General features: G+C 68.7%; 16 protein-coding genes. 9 read left to right on the forward strand and 7 right to left on the reverse strand.

The features are described from left to right. Positions 1–8 precede the first annotated feature (8 nt). Genes AC25Y0_RS08915 through AC25Y0_RS08930 form a run of 4 tightly spaced genes read left to right on the forward strand, consistent with a single transcriptional unit; the run spans position 9 to position 4,798 of the window. A complete protein-coding gene (locus AC25Y0_RS08915) occupies positions 9–1,535 on the forward strand; it encodes an MmgE/PrpD family protein (protein ID WP_488134524.1) in 1,527 nt (508 codons plus the stop codon). Continuing rightward, positions 1,535–2,437 carry a methylisocitrate lyase gene (gene prpB / locus AC25Y0_RS08920; protein ID WP_488123506.1) on the forward strand — a complete coding sequence of 301 codons (903 nt, stop codon included), beginning with the start codon at positions 1,535–1,537 and terminating at the stop codon, positions 2,435–2,437. Before AC25Y0_RS08915 ends, prpB begins: the two co-directional genes overlap by 1 nt. A 1-nt stretch (position 2,438) precedes the next feature. Then, positions 2,439–3,623: a bifunctional 2-methylcitrate synthase/citrate synthase gene (locus AC25Y0_RS08925; RefSeq protein WP_488134525.1), complete on the forward strand. Its 1,185-nt coding sequence runs from the start codon at positions 2,439–2,441 to the stop codon at positions 3,621–3,623. Then, complete coding sequence (locus tag AC25Y0_RS08930) at positions 3,620–4,798, forward strand: thiolase family protein (protein WP_488123504.1); 1,179 nt, start codon at positions 3,620–3,622, stop codon at positions 4,796–4,798. The genes AC25Y0_RS08925 and AC25Y0_RS08930 overlap by 4 nt, the downstream gene beginning before the upstream one ends. Positions 4,799–4,874: 76 nt before the next feature. Here the strand turns inward: AC25Y0_RS08930 and AC25Y0_RS08935 are convergent, their stop codons facing one another. Beyond that, complete coding sequence (locus AC25Y0_RS08935) at positions 4,875–5,627, reverse strand: SDR family NAD(P)-dependent oxidoreductase (RefSeq protein ID WP_488123503.1); 753 nt, start codon at positions 5,625–5,627, stop codon at positions 4,875–4,877. 186 nt (positions 5,628–5,813) lie between these two features. On the opposite strand from AC25Y0_RS08935, the gene AC25Y0_RS08940 reads away from it, so the two are divergent. The 5 genes from AC25Y0_RS08940 to AC25Y0_RS08960 are packed head-to-tail and all read left to right on the forward strand — an operon-like array spanning position 5,814 to position 10,085. Next, positions 5,814–6,701, forward strand: a complete 888-nt coding sequence (locus tag AC25Y0_RS08940) for a branched-chain amino acid ABC transporter permease (protein WP_488123502.1) — start codon at positions 5,814–5,816, stop codon at positions 6,699–6,701. Between the two features lie 33 nt (positions 6,702–6,734). Beyond that, on the forward strand, positions 6,735–7,637 hold the full coding sequence (locus AC25Y0_RS08945; RefSeq protein WP_488134526.1) for a branched-chain amino acid ABC transporter permease: 903 nt from the start codon (positions 6,735–6,737) through the stop codon (positions 7,635–7,637). Continuing rightward, a complete protein-coding gene (locus AC25Y0_RS08950; protein WP_488123500.1) occupies positions 7,634–8,485 on the forward strand; it encodes an ABC transporter ATP-binding protein in 852 nt (283 codons plus the stop codon). Before AC25Y0_RS08945 ends, AC25Y0_RS08950 begins: the two co-directional genes overlap by 4 nt. Next, entirely contained in the window at positions 8,415–9,134 is a 720-nt protein-coding gene (locus AC25Y0_RS08955; protein ID WP_488123499.1) for an ABC transporter ATP-binding protein, read from the forward strand. Before AC25Y0_RS08950 ends, AC25Y0_RS08955 begins: the two co-directional genes overlap by 71 nt. A gap of 39 nt (positions 9,135–9,173) precedes the next feature. Next, on the forward strand, positions 9,174–10,085 hold the full coding sequence (locus AC25Y0_RS08960; protein WP_488123498.1) for an SDR family NAD(P)-dependent oxidoreductase: 912 nt from the start codon (positions 9,174–9,176) through the stop codon (positions 10,083–10,085). A 31-nt stretch (positions 10,086–10,116) separates the two neighbouring features. Here AC25Y0_RS08960 and AC25Y0_RS08965 read toward each other — a convergent pair whose 3' ends face one another. From AC25Y0_RS08965 to AC25Y0_RS08990, 6 genes are read right to left on the reverse strand one after another with little or no spacing between them, the layout of a single operon-like run. Next, complete coding sequence (locus AC25Y0_RS08965; protein WP_488134527.1) at positions 10,117–10,632, reverse strand: nuclear transport factor 2 family protein; 516 nt, start codon at positions 10,630–10,632, stop codon at positions 10,117–10,119. A gap of 5 nt (positions 10,633–10,637) precedes the next feature. Continuing rightward, on the reverse strand, positions 10,638–11,522 hold the full coding sequence (locus AC25Y0_RS08970; protein WP_488123496.1) for an LLM class F420-dependent oxidoreductase: 885 nt from the start codon (positions 11,520–11,522) through the stop codon (positions 10,638–10,640). Beyond that, positions 11,519–13,081 carry a class I adenylate-forming enzyme family protein gene (locus AC25Y0_RS08975; RefSeq protein WP_488134528.1) on the reverse strand — a complete coding sequence of 521 codons (1,563 nt, stop codon included), beginning with the start codon at positions 13,079–13,081 and terminating at the stop codon, positions 11,519–11,521. Before AC25Y0_RS08975 ends, AC25Y0_RS08970 begins: the two co-directional genes overlap by 4 nt. Continuing rightward, positions 13,078–14,049 (reverse strand): amidohydrolase family protein, encoded by a 972-nt coding sequence (locus tag AC25Y0_RS08980; protein ID WP_488123494.1) that lies wholly within the window; start codon positions 14,047–14,049, stop codon positions 13,078–13,080. The genes AC25Y0_RS08975 and AC25Y0_RS08980 overlap by 4 nt, the downstream gene beginning before the upstream one ends. 2 nt (positions 14,050–14,051) lie before the next feature. Next, positions 14,052–15,236, reverse strand: coding sequence for a thiolase family protein (locus tag AC25Y0_RS08985; RefSeq protein ID WP_488123493.1), 1,185 nt, complete (start codon positions 15,234–15,236; stop codon positions 14,052–14,054). 28 nt (positions 15,237–15,264) lie between these two features. Continuing rightward, the gene (locus AC25Y0_RS08990) at positions 15,265–16,065 is read right to left on the reverse strand and encodes an SDR family NAD(P)-dependent oxidoreductase (RefSeq protein ID WP_488123492.1); all 801 of its coding nucleotides are present in this window, start codon (positions 16,063–16,065) and stop codon (positions 15,265–15,267) included. Positions 16,066–16,223 lie beyond the last annotated feature (158 nt).

Here is a 16,223-nt window from a genome sequence, read left to right on the forward strand (position 1 = left end):
GGCACATCATGACCGTCACCCACCACCTCCGCGTCCACCGCAGCGATGAGAACCTCGCGCGCGAGGACCAGCTGGCTTGGCACATCGCCGAGGTCGCGGCCGACCCCGTCGCCGTCGACGACGACGTCGTCGACATGATCATCAACCGTGTCATCGACAACGCCGCGGTCGCCGCTGCATCGCTCACCCGTCGCCCCGTGAGCGCGGCCCGCCAGCAGGCGCTGGACCACGCCGTCTCGGTCTCGGGTGACGGCGCGACCGTCTTCGGGTGCTCGCTGGACCGTCGCACGTCGCCCGAGTGGGCGGCGTGGGCCAACGGCGTCGCCGTGCGTGAGCTCGACTACCACGACACCTTCCTCGCGGCCGACTACTCGCACCCCGGCGACAACATCCCGCCGATCGTCGCCGTCGCCCAGCACGTCGGCTCCGACGGCGCCGCGCTCGTGCGCGCCCTCGCGACCGGCTACGAGGTGCAGATCGACCTCGTGCGCGCCATCTGCCTGCACAAGCACAAGATCGACCACGTCGCCCACCTCGGCCCGTCGGCCGCCGCCGGCATCGGCACCCTGCTCGACCTCGACGTCGAGACCATCTATCAGGCCGTCGGCCAGGCGCTGCACACGACGACGGCGACCCGCCAGTCCCGCAAGGGCGAGATCTCGACGTGGAAGGCGCACGCCCCCGCGTTCGCCGGCAAGCTCGCGATCGAGGCCGTCGACCGCGCGATGCGCGGCGAGACCTCGCCGTCGCCGATCTACGAAGGCGAAGACGGCGTCGTCGCCTGGATGCTCGACGGACCCGACGCGTCGTACGACGTGCCGCTCCCGGCTCCGGGCGAGTCCAAGCGCGGCATCCTCGATTCGTACACGAAGGAGCACTCGGCCGAGTACCAGGCGCAGGCGTGGATCGACCTCGCGCGCAAGCTGAACGGCGAGCACCCCGAGGCGACCGACCCCGCCAACGTCGAGTCCATCGTGCTGCACACGTCGCACCACACGCACTACGTCATCGGCTCGGGCGCCAACGACCCGCAGAAGTACGACCCGACCGCGTCGCGCGAGACGCTCGACCACTCCATCCCGTACATCTTCGCCGTCGCCCTTCAGGACGGCGGATGGCACCACGTCGACTCGTACGCTCCCGAGCGCGCGGGCCGCGAGGACACCGTGGCGCTGTGGCACAAGATCACGACGGCCGAGGATGCCGAGTGGACGCGTCGCTACCACTCGGAGGACCCCAACGAGAAGGCCTTCGGCGGCCGCGTCGTCATCACGTTGACCGACGGGACCGTGATCGAGGACGAAATCGCCGTCGCCGACGCGCACCCCCTCGGCGCGCGCCCGTTCGCCCGCGCCGATTACGTCCGCAAGTTCCGGATCCTGGCCGAGCCCGTGCTCGAAGAGGCCGAGATCGAGCGCTTCCTGGCGCTGGCTGAGCGTCTGCCCGAGCTCACGCCCGAAGAGGTGCGCCAGCTCACGATCGTCGCCAAGCCCGGCGTGCTGGCATCGGCTCCCGCCCCCAAGGGCCTCTTCTGATGCTGTACTCCACCGTCTCGCCCGCCGAGAAGCGCCGGGCGTTCCGCGAGCGGCTCGCGACGGGGGAGCTGCTGCGCTTTCCCGGGTCGTTCAACCCGCTCAGCGCGCGACTCATCGAGCGCAAGGGCTTCGAGGGCGTCTACATCTCGGGTGCCGTGCTCTCGGCTGACCTCGGCCTGCCCGACATCGGGCTGACGACGCTGACCGAGGTCGCCGCGCGCGGTCAGCAGATCGCGCGCATGACCGACCTCCCGGCCATCATCGACGCCGACACCGGCTTCGGCGAGCCGATGAACGTCGCCCGCACGATCCAGACGCTCGAGGACGCCGGCATCGCCGGCGCCCACATCGAGGACCAGATCAACCCCAAGCGCTGCGGTCACCTCGACGGCAAGTCGGTCGTCGATCAGGACACGGCGATCAAGCGCATCCGGGCCGCCGCCGACGCGCGACGCGACCCGAACTTCCTCATCATGGCGCGCACCGACATCGCAGCGGTCGACGGGGTGCAGGCCGCCGTCGACCGCGCGAAGGCGCTCGTCGACGCGGGAGCCGACGCGATCTTCCCCGAGGCGATGCGCTCGCTCGAGGAGTTCGCGGCGGTCCGTGCCGCGGTCGACGTGCCCATCCTCGCCAACATGACGGAGTTCGGAAAGTCCGACCTCTTCTCGGTCGACCAGCTGCGCGATGTCGGAGTCAACATCGTGATCTGGCCGGTGTCACTGCTGCGTATCGCGATGGGTGCGGCGTCACGCGCTCTCGATACGCTCACCGATGAGGGGCACCTCACGTCGAAGCTCGGCGAGATGCAGCACCGCGCCGACCTGTACGAGCTGATCGACTACGAGCAGTACAACCACTTCGACACGAGCGTCTTCAACTTCCAGATCGAAAAGGACTGACATGACCGACATCAAGAAGGGCCTCGCCGGCGTCGTCGTGGACTACACGGCCGTGTCGAAGGTGAACCCCGAGACCAACTCGCTGCTGTACCGCGGGTACCCCGTGCAGGAGCTCGCGGCGACCCAGTCGTTCGAGGCGGTCTCCTACCTCCTGTGGCACGGCGAGCTGCCGACCGATGCCCAGCTCGCTGACCTGCGGGCCGTCGAGCGCGAGCACCGCGCCCTGCACCCCGACGTGCGCGCCGTCATCGACCGTGTGCCGCTGGATGCTCACCCCATGGACGAGGTGCGTACCGCGGTCAGCCTCATCGGCGCGCGCGACCTCGCCGGCTCGGGCTCGGTGCTCGATGCCTCGGGCAATCCCGACGAGAACCTCGCGCGCAGCATCCGGCTGTTCGCGTCTCTTCCGGCGATCGTCGCGTACGGTCAGCGTCGCCGTCGCGGGCAGGAGCCCGTGCCGCCGCGCGATGACCTGGACTACGCCGCGAACTTCCTCTGGATGACGTTCGGCGAAGACGTCGACGATGTCGTCATCGACGCCTTCAACCGCTCGATGATCCTGTACGCCGAGCACTCGTTCAACGCCTCGACGTTCACGGGCCGCGTCATCGCTTCGACGCTGTCCGACCTGTATTCGGCCGTCGTCGGCGCGATCGGTGCGCTCAAGGGTCCGCTGCACGGCGGGGCCAACGAGGCGGTGCTGCACATCTTCGACGAGATCGGCGATGCCGGGAACGTCGAGGAGTGGCTCGAGACGGCGCTGGCGGAGAAGCGCAAGATCATGGGCTTCGGCCACCGCGTCTACAAACGCGGCGACTCGCGTGTGCCGACGATGAAGGCCGCCCTCGACACGCTCGTCGAGCACTACGACCGTCCCGATGTCGCGGCGCTGTACGACGCCCTCGAGTCCGAGTTCGTCGCACGCAAGGGCATCTACCCGAACCTCGACTACCCGTCGGGGCCGGCCTACAACCTGATGGGCTTCGACACGCTGACCTTCACGCCGCTGTTCGTCGCGGCGCGGGTCACCGGGTGGACCGCGCACATCCTCGAGCAGCTCGCCTCGAATGCGCTCATCCGCCCGCTGTCCGAGTACAACGGACCCGACGAGCGCCACATCGAGGGCTACGTTCCGGATGAGGCGATGGTGGCCGCCGCCGAGCGTGCAGAGGAGTCCGCGGGGTGACGCGCGAGAAGATCGTCATCGTCGGCGGCGCGCGCACGCCCATCGGGTCGTTCGGCGGCTCGCTGAAGGATGTCGACGCGTACGAGCTCGGGGCGGCCGCCGTCACCGAGGCGCTGGCTCGATCGGGCGTCGACGGGTCCGACGTCGGCGAAGTCGTCATGGGCAACATCTCGCAGGTCGGTCCGGATGCCTACAACGCGCGCCGCGTGGCGCTCGCGGCGGGGCTCTCGCCGCGCGTGCCCGCTTTCAACGTCAACCGGCTGTGCGGGTCGGGCCTGCAGGCGATCTGGTCGGGCGCACAGGCGCTGCTGTGGGGCGGGGTCGACGTCGTCGTCGCCGGCGGCAACGAGGCGATGTCGCGGACCCCGTTCCTCGACTTCACCGCCCGCGGCAACGGCCGGCTCGGCGATCGCAAGCTGCTCGATGGCACGCTGGCGATCCTGACCGATCCGTTCAGCAAGGAGCACATGGGTGTCACGGCCGAGAACGTCGCCGACAAGTACGGCGTCTCGCGCGTCGAACAGGACGAGTTCGCGCTCGAATCGCAGCGCCGGGCATATGCCGCGCGCGCGGTGTTCGCCGAAGAGATCGTCGCCGTGTCCTCGGGGGGCCGGCGGCCCGTCGAGGTGTCAACCGACGAGCACCCCCGCCCCGACACGACCCTCGAGGTGCTCGCGGGGCTGCGCCCGGCGTTCCGCGAGGGCGGGTCGGTCACGGCCGGCAACGCGTCGGGCATCAACGACGGCGCGGCGGCGACCGTGCTCATGCGCGCGTCGGACGTCCGTGAGCGCGGCTTGTCGGGGCTCGCGACCATCGAGGCCGTCGCCACGGCCGGCAACGAGCCCGAGCTGATGGGCTATGCGCCCGTCTTCGCGCTTGCGCGCCTGTGGGAGCAGACCGGGCTGACGCCCGCCGACGTCGACGTCATCGAGCTCAACGAGGCGTTCGCGTCGCAGGCCATCGCGGTGACCCGTGACGCAGGTCTGGATGCGGCGAAAGTCAACCCGTACGGCGGCGCGATCGCGCTCGGACACCCGGTCGGTGCGACGGGTGCGATCCTCACGGTGCGGGCCGCGCTGGATCTGCAGCGACGCGACCTCGAGTACGCCGTCGTCACGATGTGCATCGGCGGCGGGCAGGCGCTCGCGGCGCTCATCAAGAGGTGGGACGGGTAGAGCCGTGTGACCCCGTGAGGCTCGGCATCACCCTGATCTCGTTGCCGAGCCTCGCGGGACCGGTGGTCCGTGCGTGTCAGGCCGACCAGTGCATCCCGCCATCGACGCTGAACATGTCGCCCGTGATGTACGAAGCAGGGCCGGACGCGAGGAACGCGACGAGCGCCGCGGCTTCGTCGGGCGTCCCGAAGCGACCGGCGGGGATGCGGCGGGCGATGAACTCTTCCTTCGCAGCGCCGTCGGGCATCGCGCGGCGCACCTGCTCGCTGTCGATGCGGCCGGGCGCGATGCAGTTGACGGTGACGCCGTCGGCCGCCACGTCGCGCGACAGGGCTTTGGACCAGAGGATGCACGCGGCGACGGCTGCCTGCGCCGCGGAGACCACGAGGGGTTCGAGCAGACCCACGAAGTTGACGACGCGGCCGCGCCCGCTCGTGCGCAGCATCGGGAGGACGGCTTCGGTGAGGCGCCGCTTCGAGTGGAAGTTCAGTTCGAACTGACGCTGCCAGATCTCCTCGGTGAGCACGGTGCCGGGCTGTTCGGCCGCGCCTGCAACGTTCACGAGCACGTCGAGTCGGCCGAAGTGCTGGCGCGTGGTGGTCGCGACCGCGGTGGCAGAACCCGGTTCGATGAGATCCGCCTCGACGATGAGGGGCCGGTGGCCCCCGGATCGCTCGATCTCATCTGCGAGCTCACGCAGGGCATCGCCGCGCCGAGCGCAGAGGGCGAGGTGGGCGCCCTCCGCCGCGAGAAGGGTCGCTGTCGCGCGGCCGATGCCCGCGCTCGCGCCCGTCACGAGCGCGATCGAATCGTTCAGCTGCAGATCCACGGATACCCCCTACCGAGGAGGCTAATGGTCCGTCTCGCCCCTGTCGAGCAAGCGCTTGATGAAGTACATCCCAATGCTTGACATGCCCGGGGCGCGGTGGCATACACTGGGCTCGTTGACATCGAAGTCAAGCGAGCGCTTGATTCAGAACATGATCCGAAACGGCGCACACGAAAGAGGGCCTTCGTGCAACTCCTGATTCAGCAGCTGATGAATGGCCTGGCGCTCGGGTCGATCTACGCCCTCTTCGCCATCGGCTTCTCTCTGATCCTGGCACGCATGGGCATCCTGAATGTCGCTCACGGAACGTTCGCGACGTGGGGCGCCCTTTCTTCGTACTGGCTCGTCGCCGAAGTCGGCGTGAACTTCTGGGTCGCGCTGCTCGCGGGCGTCCTCTTCGCCGGTATTCTCGGCGTGGCATCCGATGTTCTGGCCTTCGAGCCGCTGCGCAAGCGCAAAGCGGGCACGTTCGCCCCCATCATCGCGAGTATCGGCATATGGATCGTTCTCCTCGCTGCCGCCGAGGCGTTCGCGGGTCCGTCGGCCACGAGCTACCCCGCCGGGTCGGTGCAGACCGAGGCGTTCCGCATCGGCGGCTTCGTGATCCTCCCGGCTCAGCTGTACAGCGTCATCGCACTCATCGTCGTCGTGACCGGCGTCCACATGCTTCTGACGCGCACGCGCTTCGGCGCCGCCGTCCGCGCGGTCTCCGCCGACACCCCCTCGGCGACGATCGTGGGCGTCAACTCGCGCAACACGCTCATCGCGGTGGCCTTCCTCGCCGGCGCGATCGCCGGTCTTGCGGGCGTCCTCGCGGCACTCTCCGACAACAACGTCTCGTTCAGCCTCGGTGAGGCGCTGCTGCTCAAGGGCTTCGCCGCCGTCGTCGTCGGCGGGTGGGGCGACATCCGCGGCGCCGCGATCGCGGGCCTGGCGATCGGCGTCCTCGAGGTCATGAGCGCCCAGTACATTTCGTCCGGATTCCGCGACGCCATCACCTTCGGAATCCTGCTGCTGGTGCTCGTCGCGTGGCCCCGGGGCATCTTCCGCGAACGTCAATTCGTCCGAGCCTGACTGGGAGCCCGACTTGTGAGTATTACAGCCTGGTTGACCACCCTGCAGTTCGCGGGGGTCAGCGCCCTCTTCGCCCTCGCCATCTATGCGTCGCTCTGGACCGGTGTCCTGAGTCTCGCTCCGGTGTTCTTCGGCGCCTTCACCGCTTTCACCTTCGCCTATCTCGTCGGTTCGATGGGGCTTCCCGCCGTCGTGGCATTCGTCCTGTGCATCTTCGTCGGCGCGGTCGTCGGTGCGATCACGGCGCTCCTTCTCATCAGACTCGACAGCCATTACCTCGCGATGGCCACGATCGCCATGGTGCTGATCGGTCGCGTCATCATCCTGAACGTGCCCGAACTGACCGGCGGTGCGACGGGAACCCGCGTGCCGGGCGAGCTCGGCTCTTGGCTGTGGCTCATCGGCGTGCTCGTCGTCGCCGGCTTCGTCATGTGGCGCCTCGGCGCGTCGCGGTTCGGCCTCGCCGCAGACGCCGTGCGCGAAGATCCTGCCGTCGCAGAGACGCTCGGGATCTCACCGCGCCGCGTGCAGTTCATCGGCATGGTCATCTCGGGCGCCCTCGGCGGCGCGGCCGGGGTTCTGCAGGCGAGCTTCCTGCAGTACATCGGCCCCGACACCTTCTATACGCACCTCGGCTTCGTGAGTCTTGCCGCTGTCGTCCTCGGCGGCGCGTTCTACTGGCTCGGCCCGATCGTCGGCGCGATCGTCTTCACGATCCTCCCCGAGCTGCTGCGCGGACCGATGGGCGACTTCGACCGGGTCGTGACCGGCATTCTTCTCGTCGTCATCATCATCTACCTGCCCCGCGGCCTGGTCGACATGCGACGGATGCGACTGCTGCGAGCGCGTTGGGAAAGTCGTAGGGCCAAGAAGCCCGACGCCGGGTCCGCACAGTCGAACTCGCAGGAGCAGATCACGGCAGGGGCGACGTCATGACCGATCCGCAGCACCCGCTCGCGCCGGGCGAAGAGCTCGCCGTCGACATCGTCGACCTGACCAAAACCTTCGGTGGACTCAAGGCCGTCGCCGACGTCACGATCAAGGTGCCCAAGCAGCGCGTGCACGGGATCCTCGGCCCCAACGGCGCCGGCAAGACGACCGTGCTCAACATGATCAGCGGCTTCGTGCGCGCCGACGCAGGGCACGTGAAAGTCTTCGGTGACGACGTCACCCACATGCAGCCGTTCAACATCGCGCGACTCGGTGTCGCGCGCACCTACCAGAACATCCGGCTGTTCCCCGGGCTGAGTGTCATCGAGACGGTCATCGCGGGTGCCTACATGCAGCGCTCCTCGACGATCGCTGGAGCGATCCTGATGAGCCCCGCCGAGCGTCGCGAGCGCAAGGCGGTGCGCGAGCGCGCCGCCGAGCTGCTCGACATGGTGGGGTGCACAGCCCCGCACTCGACGCTGGCTGAGACGCTCTCCTACGGCGACCAGCGCCGCGTTGAGATCGCCCGCGCCCTCGCGACCAGTCCGCGGATCCTGCTGCTGGACGAACCGACGGCCGGAATGAACGACGCCGAGTCCGAACAGGTGGGCCAATTGCTGGTCCGGCTGAAGGAGCTCGGCCACACCCTCATCCTGATCGAGCACAACATGCGCCTGGTCGAGGAGTTCTGCGAGTCCGTCTCGGTCATGAACTCCGGCGTGCTGCTCGCCGAGGGGGCACCGACCTGGTGTCTCGAACAGGACGACGTGAAGGAGGCCTACTTTGGCAAACGATCCGATGCTGCGCGTATCGCGACTCTCCGCCGGGTACGGCGCGATTCCGGCGGTTCGTGAGGTCGACATCGAGGTCGCTCAGGGCACGCTCGTCGCTCTGATCGGCTCGAACGGCGCAGGCAAGACGACGACGCTCAACACGATCGCTGGGCTGCACAAGCAGTCCAGCGGCACCGTGACCGTCGGGGGCAAGAACATCACAGGGTGGCCGTGCCATCGCGTCGTCCGCTCGGGTGTCGCGCTGGTCGCTGAGGGACGCCGCGTCGCCCCGCCGCTGACGGTGCTCGAGAACCTCGAGCTGTCCTCGTTCAGCGGCCGCGGCACACGCGCCGAGCGCAAGGACGAGTTGGACCGCGTCTTCGAGCTCTTTCCTCGCCTGGCCGAGCGTCGCAACCAGTTCGCCGCCTCACTGAGCGGTGGCGAGCAGCAGATGCTCGCGTTCGGTCGCGCTCTCATGACGATGCCGCAGGTGCTGCTGCTCGACGAGCCGTCGATGGGGCTCGCCCCCTCGATCGTCGACATCCTCTTCCAGACCATCGAGACGCTGCACCGCAGCGGCTCGACGATCCTGCTCGTGGAGCAGAACGCAGAGCTCGCCCTCGAGGTGAGCGACGAGGTCTACGTCATGCAGCGCGGCCGGATCGTCTCGCACGGAACACCCGACGAGGTGCGCGGCAGCTCCGAGGTGATGGCGGCCCTGTTCGGTTGATCCGGCCGCATGCGGCTCAGAGACAAGGAATGTGAATCAATGACCGACATCAGTCTGGACGGCCGCGTGGCGATCGTCACGGGAGCAGCCCGCGGTCTCGGCCGCGAGCACGCACTGGCCCTCGCCTCGCGGGGCGCGACGGTCGTCGTGAACGACCGCGGCGGGGCGCTCGACGGCAGCGCCGGGACGTCACCGGCACAGGAGGTCGTCGACGAGATCGTCGCCGCGGGGGGCGCCGCGATCGCCGACACGAACGACGTCAGCACACTCGAGGGCGCGACGAAGATCGTCGAGCTCGCGACATCGACGTACGGTCGCCTCGACATCCTCATCAACAACGCCGGCATCCTGCGCGACAAGTCGTTCGCGAAGATGACCGAGGACGAGTGGAACCCCGTCCTGGCCGTGCACCTGGGCGGAACCGCCTGGATGAGCAAGGCGGCGTGGCCCGTCATGGTCGCGCAGGGGCATGGTCGCATCGTCAACACGACGTCGGCGGCGGGTCTCTTCGGCAACTTCGGCCAGGCCAACTACGGTGCGGCCAAGGCGGCGATCTGGGGCGTCACGAAGACGCTCGCGATCGAAGGCGCTCGCCATGGCATCCAGGTCAACGCGATCGAACCGGGCGCGCGCACCCGCATGACCGAGAACCTGCTCGGCGAGTTCGCCGACCGGCTCGACCCGAGCCTCGTCGCGCCCGTCGTGGTGTGGCTGAGCGCGGACGAGTGCACGACGACGGGTGAGGCCTACAACGTCGGTGGCGGAAGGGTCGCGCGCGTCGTGATCGCCCAGACGCCCGGGTACTTCTCCCGATCGCTGAGCCCTGAGGAGCTCCGCGACAACTGGGACGCGCTCAACGACGTCTCGAATGCGCAGGTCATGGAGACGTTCCAGCAGGAGTTCGAGCTGCTCGTCGGGATGCTGAGCACCGAGGCTTCCGCAGACGCCTGACGCCCGCCCACCGCGCCCGCTGCCCGTGAGGTCAGCGGGCGCGGTGCGTTGCGGCGGGGTCCTGGTCGCCGCGCTCGCCGTTCGCGAAGATGCCTCGCGGATAGGCGTCGAGGCCGCGATCGTCGAGGAAGTCGATGTCGTGCACGAATGTCCGCTCGCTGATCCGCCACTCGCCATCTCGCAGCGTGAAGACGTCGAGGTAGCGCCCGTGCAGGTGCTCGACCCGTCGACCGTCGTCGCCGACGATCTCGTGCAGCGCGAGTACGTCGGACTCGACGGCGACCTCGTCAGGGGCGCGCCAGTCGAACGTCGACGGTCCGAGCAGATGCACCGTCGAGCGCGTGCGCGCGACCAGACGCGCAAGCGCGCCCGGGAGATCCGCCGCGGCGACGCCGTCCCACGTGCCGTGGTGGTCCACGCCGTCCGGGTGGTACGAGCGCACCGCTCGCGCGGCGTCGCCGCGGTCGACACCGCGGCAGTACTCCACCAGGGCGCGGCGGATCGCGTCTTCCGCGAGGAGTCGCTCCACGCTCGAGACGATGGCCATGATGGTCAGAGGCCGACGATCTCGGCGAATCGCCTCATGTCGCGCTCGTAGTTCTCGTCGCCGATCCGGGGTGAGACGACGACCTCGTCGATGCCGAGCCGCATCACCTGGTCGATGTAGGCGCGGTCGTTCTCCCAGTCCTGCTCGGTCTTTCCCTTGCTGCGCCTGCCGACCTTGAGCGACAGCTCCGACATGTTCCTGCCCGCGGCATCCATGAGCGTCGACAGACGCTCGATGAAGACCTCGATGTCCTCGGGTGTTCGGCTGTAGCCTGCCCACCCGTCACCGAACTCGACGATGCGCCGCAGGGACGCGTCGCTGTTGCCGCCCACGATGATGGGCAGGCGCGGCTGCGCGGGCTTGGGGAAGCAGTACAGGGGAGGGAAGTCCACGAACTCGCCCGAGAAGCTCGTGAGCTCCTCCGGCGACCAGAGCGCCCGCATCGCGGCGAGGTACTCGTCCATACGGGCCCCTCTGCGGCCGAACGGCACGTCGAGGGCGGAGTACTCCTCTTCGGACCACCCCACGCCGACGCCGAACTCGAAGCGGCCGTCGCTCAGCTGATCGACACTGGCCACCTGTCGCGCGGTGATGATGGGGTTACGCTGCGGCACGACGAAGACATACGTGCCGATGCGAAGGGTCTTCGTGGCAGCAGCGATGCTCGAGGCCAGCACGAGCGGGTCGATGACTCCCAGCATCCGGTGCACTTCTTCGGCACCGCCGGATTCATACGGATACTGCGACGTGTATTCGGGGAAGAACACGACGTGCTCGGGCAGCCACACGGAGTTGTAGCCGATCTCTTCGATCAGCTGGGCGGCGTCGGTGGCCCAGGATCCCGAACGGGTCCCCGTGCCGGTGAAGATCTCGCTGATGCCGAGTTTCATGCGTCCACCTTCGTCTGTTCGATTCGCTCTGCGAGCTGTTCCTTCAAAACGTGCTTCATCACCTTCATGCCGGCGTTGCGCGGCAGTTGGTCGACGATGAAGACGTGCACCGGCTTCTTGTAGCCGGCGAGCTGTCCGCGCGCGAACGCGCGAATGTCGTCCTCCGTCACGGTCGACCCATCCGCGAGCACGAGCGCGCACGAGACCGCTTCGCCCCATTTCTCGTCGGGCAGGCCGAAGACGGCGGCGTCGAGGATGTCGTCCATGAGCAGCAGCACCCGCTCGACCTCGGCGGCGTAGACGTTCGCGCCGCCGCTCAGGATGAGGTCCTGCCCGCGGCCCGTGAGGTAGTAGTAATCGTCCTCGTCGCGGTAGCCGAGGTCGCCCGTGAAGTACTCGCCATCGCTCAGGACGGCCGCTGTCTTCTCCGGGGCGTTGTGGTATCCCGAGAACATCGTGTCGGCCGAGATCACGAGTTCGCCGATCTCACCAGGTCCGAGCGTGTTGCGGTCGGCATCGACGACCCGCATCGACGATGTCGGCAGGGGGCGCCCGACGGACTCGAAGATGCGCTCGGGGCCGCCCGTTCGGTAATCGCTGCGGTTGGTGATCGTGATGGGCCCGATCACCTCGGTCATGCCGTAGGTCTCGACGAGGCGATCGCCGATGACGCCGACGAGCTTCTGGGCGAACTCGGGAGGAAGCGGTCCTCCCGAGTGCAGGACGGTCTGCAGCGTGTCGAGGACGCGCGGGTGCAGGTGGATCGCCTCGAGCAGCCCCGGGATCAGGGGAGTGAGGCCCAGCGCGAACGTCGATCCGCGCTCGACGATGTGCCGCCCGAGCTCGTCCGGCGTCACGCCGGGGACGAACGAGACCGTGCCTCCGGTGTAGAAGTGCGGGAAGATGACGCCCCACAGCCCCGAGACGAACGACCACCCGCCCGCGAAGGCCGCGTGACCCCGCAGGGGGAGGCGGTAGGCGAACGGCACGAGCTTGATGCAGTTCACGACGGCGCGGTGGCTCACGAGCACGCCCTTGGGGAACCCGGTCGTGCCACTGGTGTATCCGATGAGCGCCGTGTCCTCGGGCTCCGCAGTGATCGGCAGGGGGTCGGCGGATGCCGCTGCGAGAGCTTCATCGAACGACTCGGCGCCCTCCGGGGGGACATCGCCGGTGGCCAGCCACGCACGCAGCTGCGCGTGGCAGCTCACACCCGCGGCGGTCTCGGACGCTGTGTCGGTGTGGATGAGTGCGACGGCTCCGGAATCCGAGAGGACGTAGTCGACCTCGGCCGACGTGAGCCGATCGTTGACGTGCACCGTCGTGTAGCCGCCGAGTGCCAGGCCCACGTACACCTCGAGCGACTCGACGCGGTTGCCCAGCAGCGCGGCGACGGGGGAGCCGGCGGTGATGCCACGGTCCCGGAGCGCGTGCGCGAGCCGCCAGCCGCGCTCGATCACTTCGCCGAACGTCCTCTGCTGTCCGCACGATTCGATCGCGACGTTGTGGGTGAAGCGGTGACCAGCGTGGGCGAAGAGCTCACCGAGAGTGGCACTCATGCGAATTCCTTGAGGTCGAACAGGCGGATGGCGTTGTCGGCGAGAAAGAAACCCAGTTCCTCCTCGGACAAGACGGGGGCGGAACCCTCGTAGGGCGACGCGAGATCGCGCACTTGCGCGATCCAATTCTCGAGGTCGGCACCGTCGGGATCGTGCTTGGTGCCGCGCATGATGTCGGACCCGAACACGAGGCGGTGGGCGCCGAGCTGGTCGCGCATCAGCTTGATACGGTGCCGGAACTCGCGGTAATCCCGGGTGGCGACACGCTGCCAGAGCGACAGCTCGAGGTACGCGTGCTGCCAGCCCGTCGCGCAGTCCAGGGCTTCGGCCCACCACGCTTCGATGCCCGCGTGAGCGAATGAGACACGCAGTGTCGGGTGATTGGCGAGCACGGCTGCAACGGCGCCGGGCCGGGAGCGGATGACCTGCAGCGGGTCGCCGCCGAGCGGGCTGCAGTGGATGACAGCGGGAAGGTCGCGCTCGACAAGAGCCTGGAAGACCCAGTCGAACGCCGGGTCGGTGAGGTCCCAGCCGGCGGCGGGGTAGAGCTTCACTCCGCGGCAGTGTGGATGGGACACGACCTCGTCGAAGAGGGTGTGGGCATCGGGATGCCGCGGGTCGATGCCCGCCGCGAAGAACAGACGCCCCTCGCGCTCGGTGCACAGCTGCTCGTAGCGCGCGTTGAGCTGCGCCGTCGGAAGGTGCTCGCCGGCCGGAGCGCCGACGATCGTCCAGTCGACCACGGGGACGAGTCCGGCCGCGACACCGGCGCGGTCGAACGCGCGGATCGTGAGTTCGGCATCCGGGTCGCTCTGCCCCGAGGCCACGTGGGGCAGGATGTCCTGCGGGTCGCGCTCGGGAAGCCGGCGCCCCGCGCCCTGCCGCGCCCACGCCAGTCGGAGGCCCTCGGGCAGCCACGATGCGTCCCACACGTGCATGTGGGCGTCGATGACGAGGTCGTCCGCCACGGTCAGGCCTTTCCGAGGATGTGCACGCTGGAGGCGGCCGTGAGCCAGTCGACGACGCCGCCCCCGATCTGCACGAGGGCTCGGTCGGTCTTGTCCAGCTGCAGCTCGCCCGCTTCGCCGCGCAGCTGTGCGACGACGTCGTGCACCTGCGCGAGGCCGCTCGCACCGAGCGCGTGGCCTCGGCCGACCAGGCCGCCCGAGCGGTTGACGGGCAGCGCGCCACCCGCCGCCGTCACGCCCTCCATCGCCCACCGCTGTTCGTCACCGGGCGCACACAGGCCGGTGTCGGTCCAGGCCATCAGCTCGTAGGCGACCGACGCGTCGTGCACCTCGGCGAGGTCGATGTCGTCGGGGCCGAGGCCGGCCTGCTCGTAGGCGGCGATCGCCGACGCCTCGACGGCGTTGGGCGCGTCCGGCTCGTCGCGCGGAGGCCGCGTCGCCATCCGTGAGGCGAGGATCGGCACCGAGCGGGCGGCTTTCACGACGTCGGGCCGACTCGTCACGACGACGGCGGCGGCGCCGTCGCTCACGGGCGAACTCATCAGCACGGTGAGGGGCTCGACGACGACTCGCGCGTTGAGGACGTCTTCGGGGCTCCCCCCGAACCGGCGGTGCGCGAAGGGATTGAGTCGGGCTGCTTCGAGTGAGCGAGACGTGACCCGCGCGAGTCCCTCCATCGTGACGCCTCGGTCATCGAACAGCGCGGAGGCGAGTTTCGCTTGACGGTCGACGAACGGGCTGCGTTCCTGACCCGCACCCTCGCCGGTGGCGAATCCCTGCTCGACGTCCATACCGGCGGCGTACGCGCTGAACGTGCGCTGCTTGTCCTCGTGGTTCGCCTTCTCGACGCCGAGCGCGAGCACGGTGTCGTACATGCCCGAGGCGACGGCCATCCACGCGAGGTGCAGCGCATTGCCGCCCGACGCGCACGCGTTCTCGACGTTGTGGATCGGGATGCCGGCGAGCCCGAGCGGGTACACCGTGACCTCGCCGCGGATGCACTCCTGGCCCGTGATGAGACCGGCCAGCGCGTTCGAGAAGAACAGCGCCTGCACGTCCTTCACGCCGATCTGCGCGTCGGCGAGGGCAGCCTCGACGGCGACGCGGGCCATGTCTTTCATCGAGAGATCGAGGAACTTCCCGAACGGGTGCATTCCGACGCCGCTCACGACGACTTGACTGTTCACGCTGACTCCTTTGTCTTCACGTCTGACATCACCGCGGCGGGATCGGCCACGCGGCGCTCACGCCGCCGTCGACGATCAGGCTCTGGCCCGTGATGTATCCGGCGTCGTCGCTGGCGAGAAAGCTCACCGCGGATGCCGCTTCTTCCGGCGTGCCCTCGCGCCGCATCGGCACGACGGCGGCGCGAGCGTTCGATGCGTCGGCGCCGAACTCGCGTCTCACGAGCGCGGAATCGATGTTGCCGAGCACGACCGCATTGGCTCGGATGCCGCGGTCGGCGTAGCGGACGGCGACATGGCGCATGACGGCGAGCTGCGCGGCCTTGGTCGCCTCGTACGACAGCGAGCGGCGGCTGCTCAGCATGCCGGCTGTGGACCCGACGAACACGAAGGCCCCGCGCTGCTGGTCGAGCATCGTGGGGAGGGCTTCCTGAGCGGTGATCCAGTGCGAACGGACGTTCACGTCATCGGCGAACTCCCAGTCCTCGAGCGACTGAACCTTGAGCGGCTCGCGCCCTGACACGCCGACGTTGCACACGACGATGTCGAGGCTCCCGGTGAGGCCGGCGGCGGCGCGTACAGCGGCTCGGCACGATTCCGGGTCTGCGGCATCCACTTCGACGGCGAGGCCCTGGCCGGTGAGATTCTCGACGGTCGTCTCGGCGCGTTCGAGCACCTTGTCGCCGACGACGACGGTCGCACCTTCGGCGCTCAAGCGCATCGCGATCGCGCGGCCGTTGCCGATCGCGATCTTCTCGCCGGGGCGAGCGGGACCGTCGCTGCCTCCGCCGAGCACATAGGCGACGCGGCCCGCGAGCCGACCGGCGGTCATTGGTCGGCCCCTCTCGGAGGGCGGCTCATCGGCATCATCGTCAGTCCTTCTCGGCGTCGTCGGCGGTGATCCGACTGTAGAGCAAGTGCTTGATCTACGCAACGCGTATGAAGGGTCGAAAGGGTTGCGAATCCGCGGAATCCTGTGGTTTTCTCATA

It is taken from the genome of Microbacterium sp. Y547 (assembly GCF_057669785.1).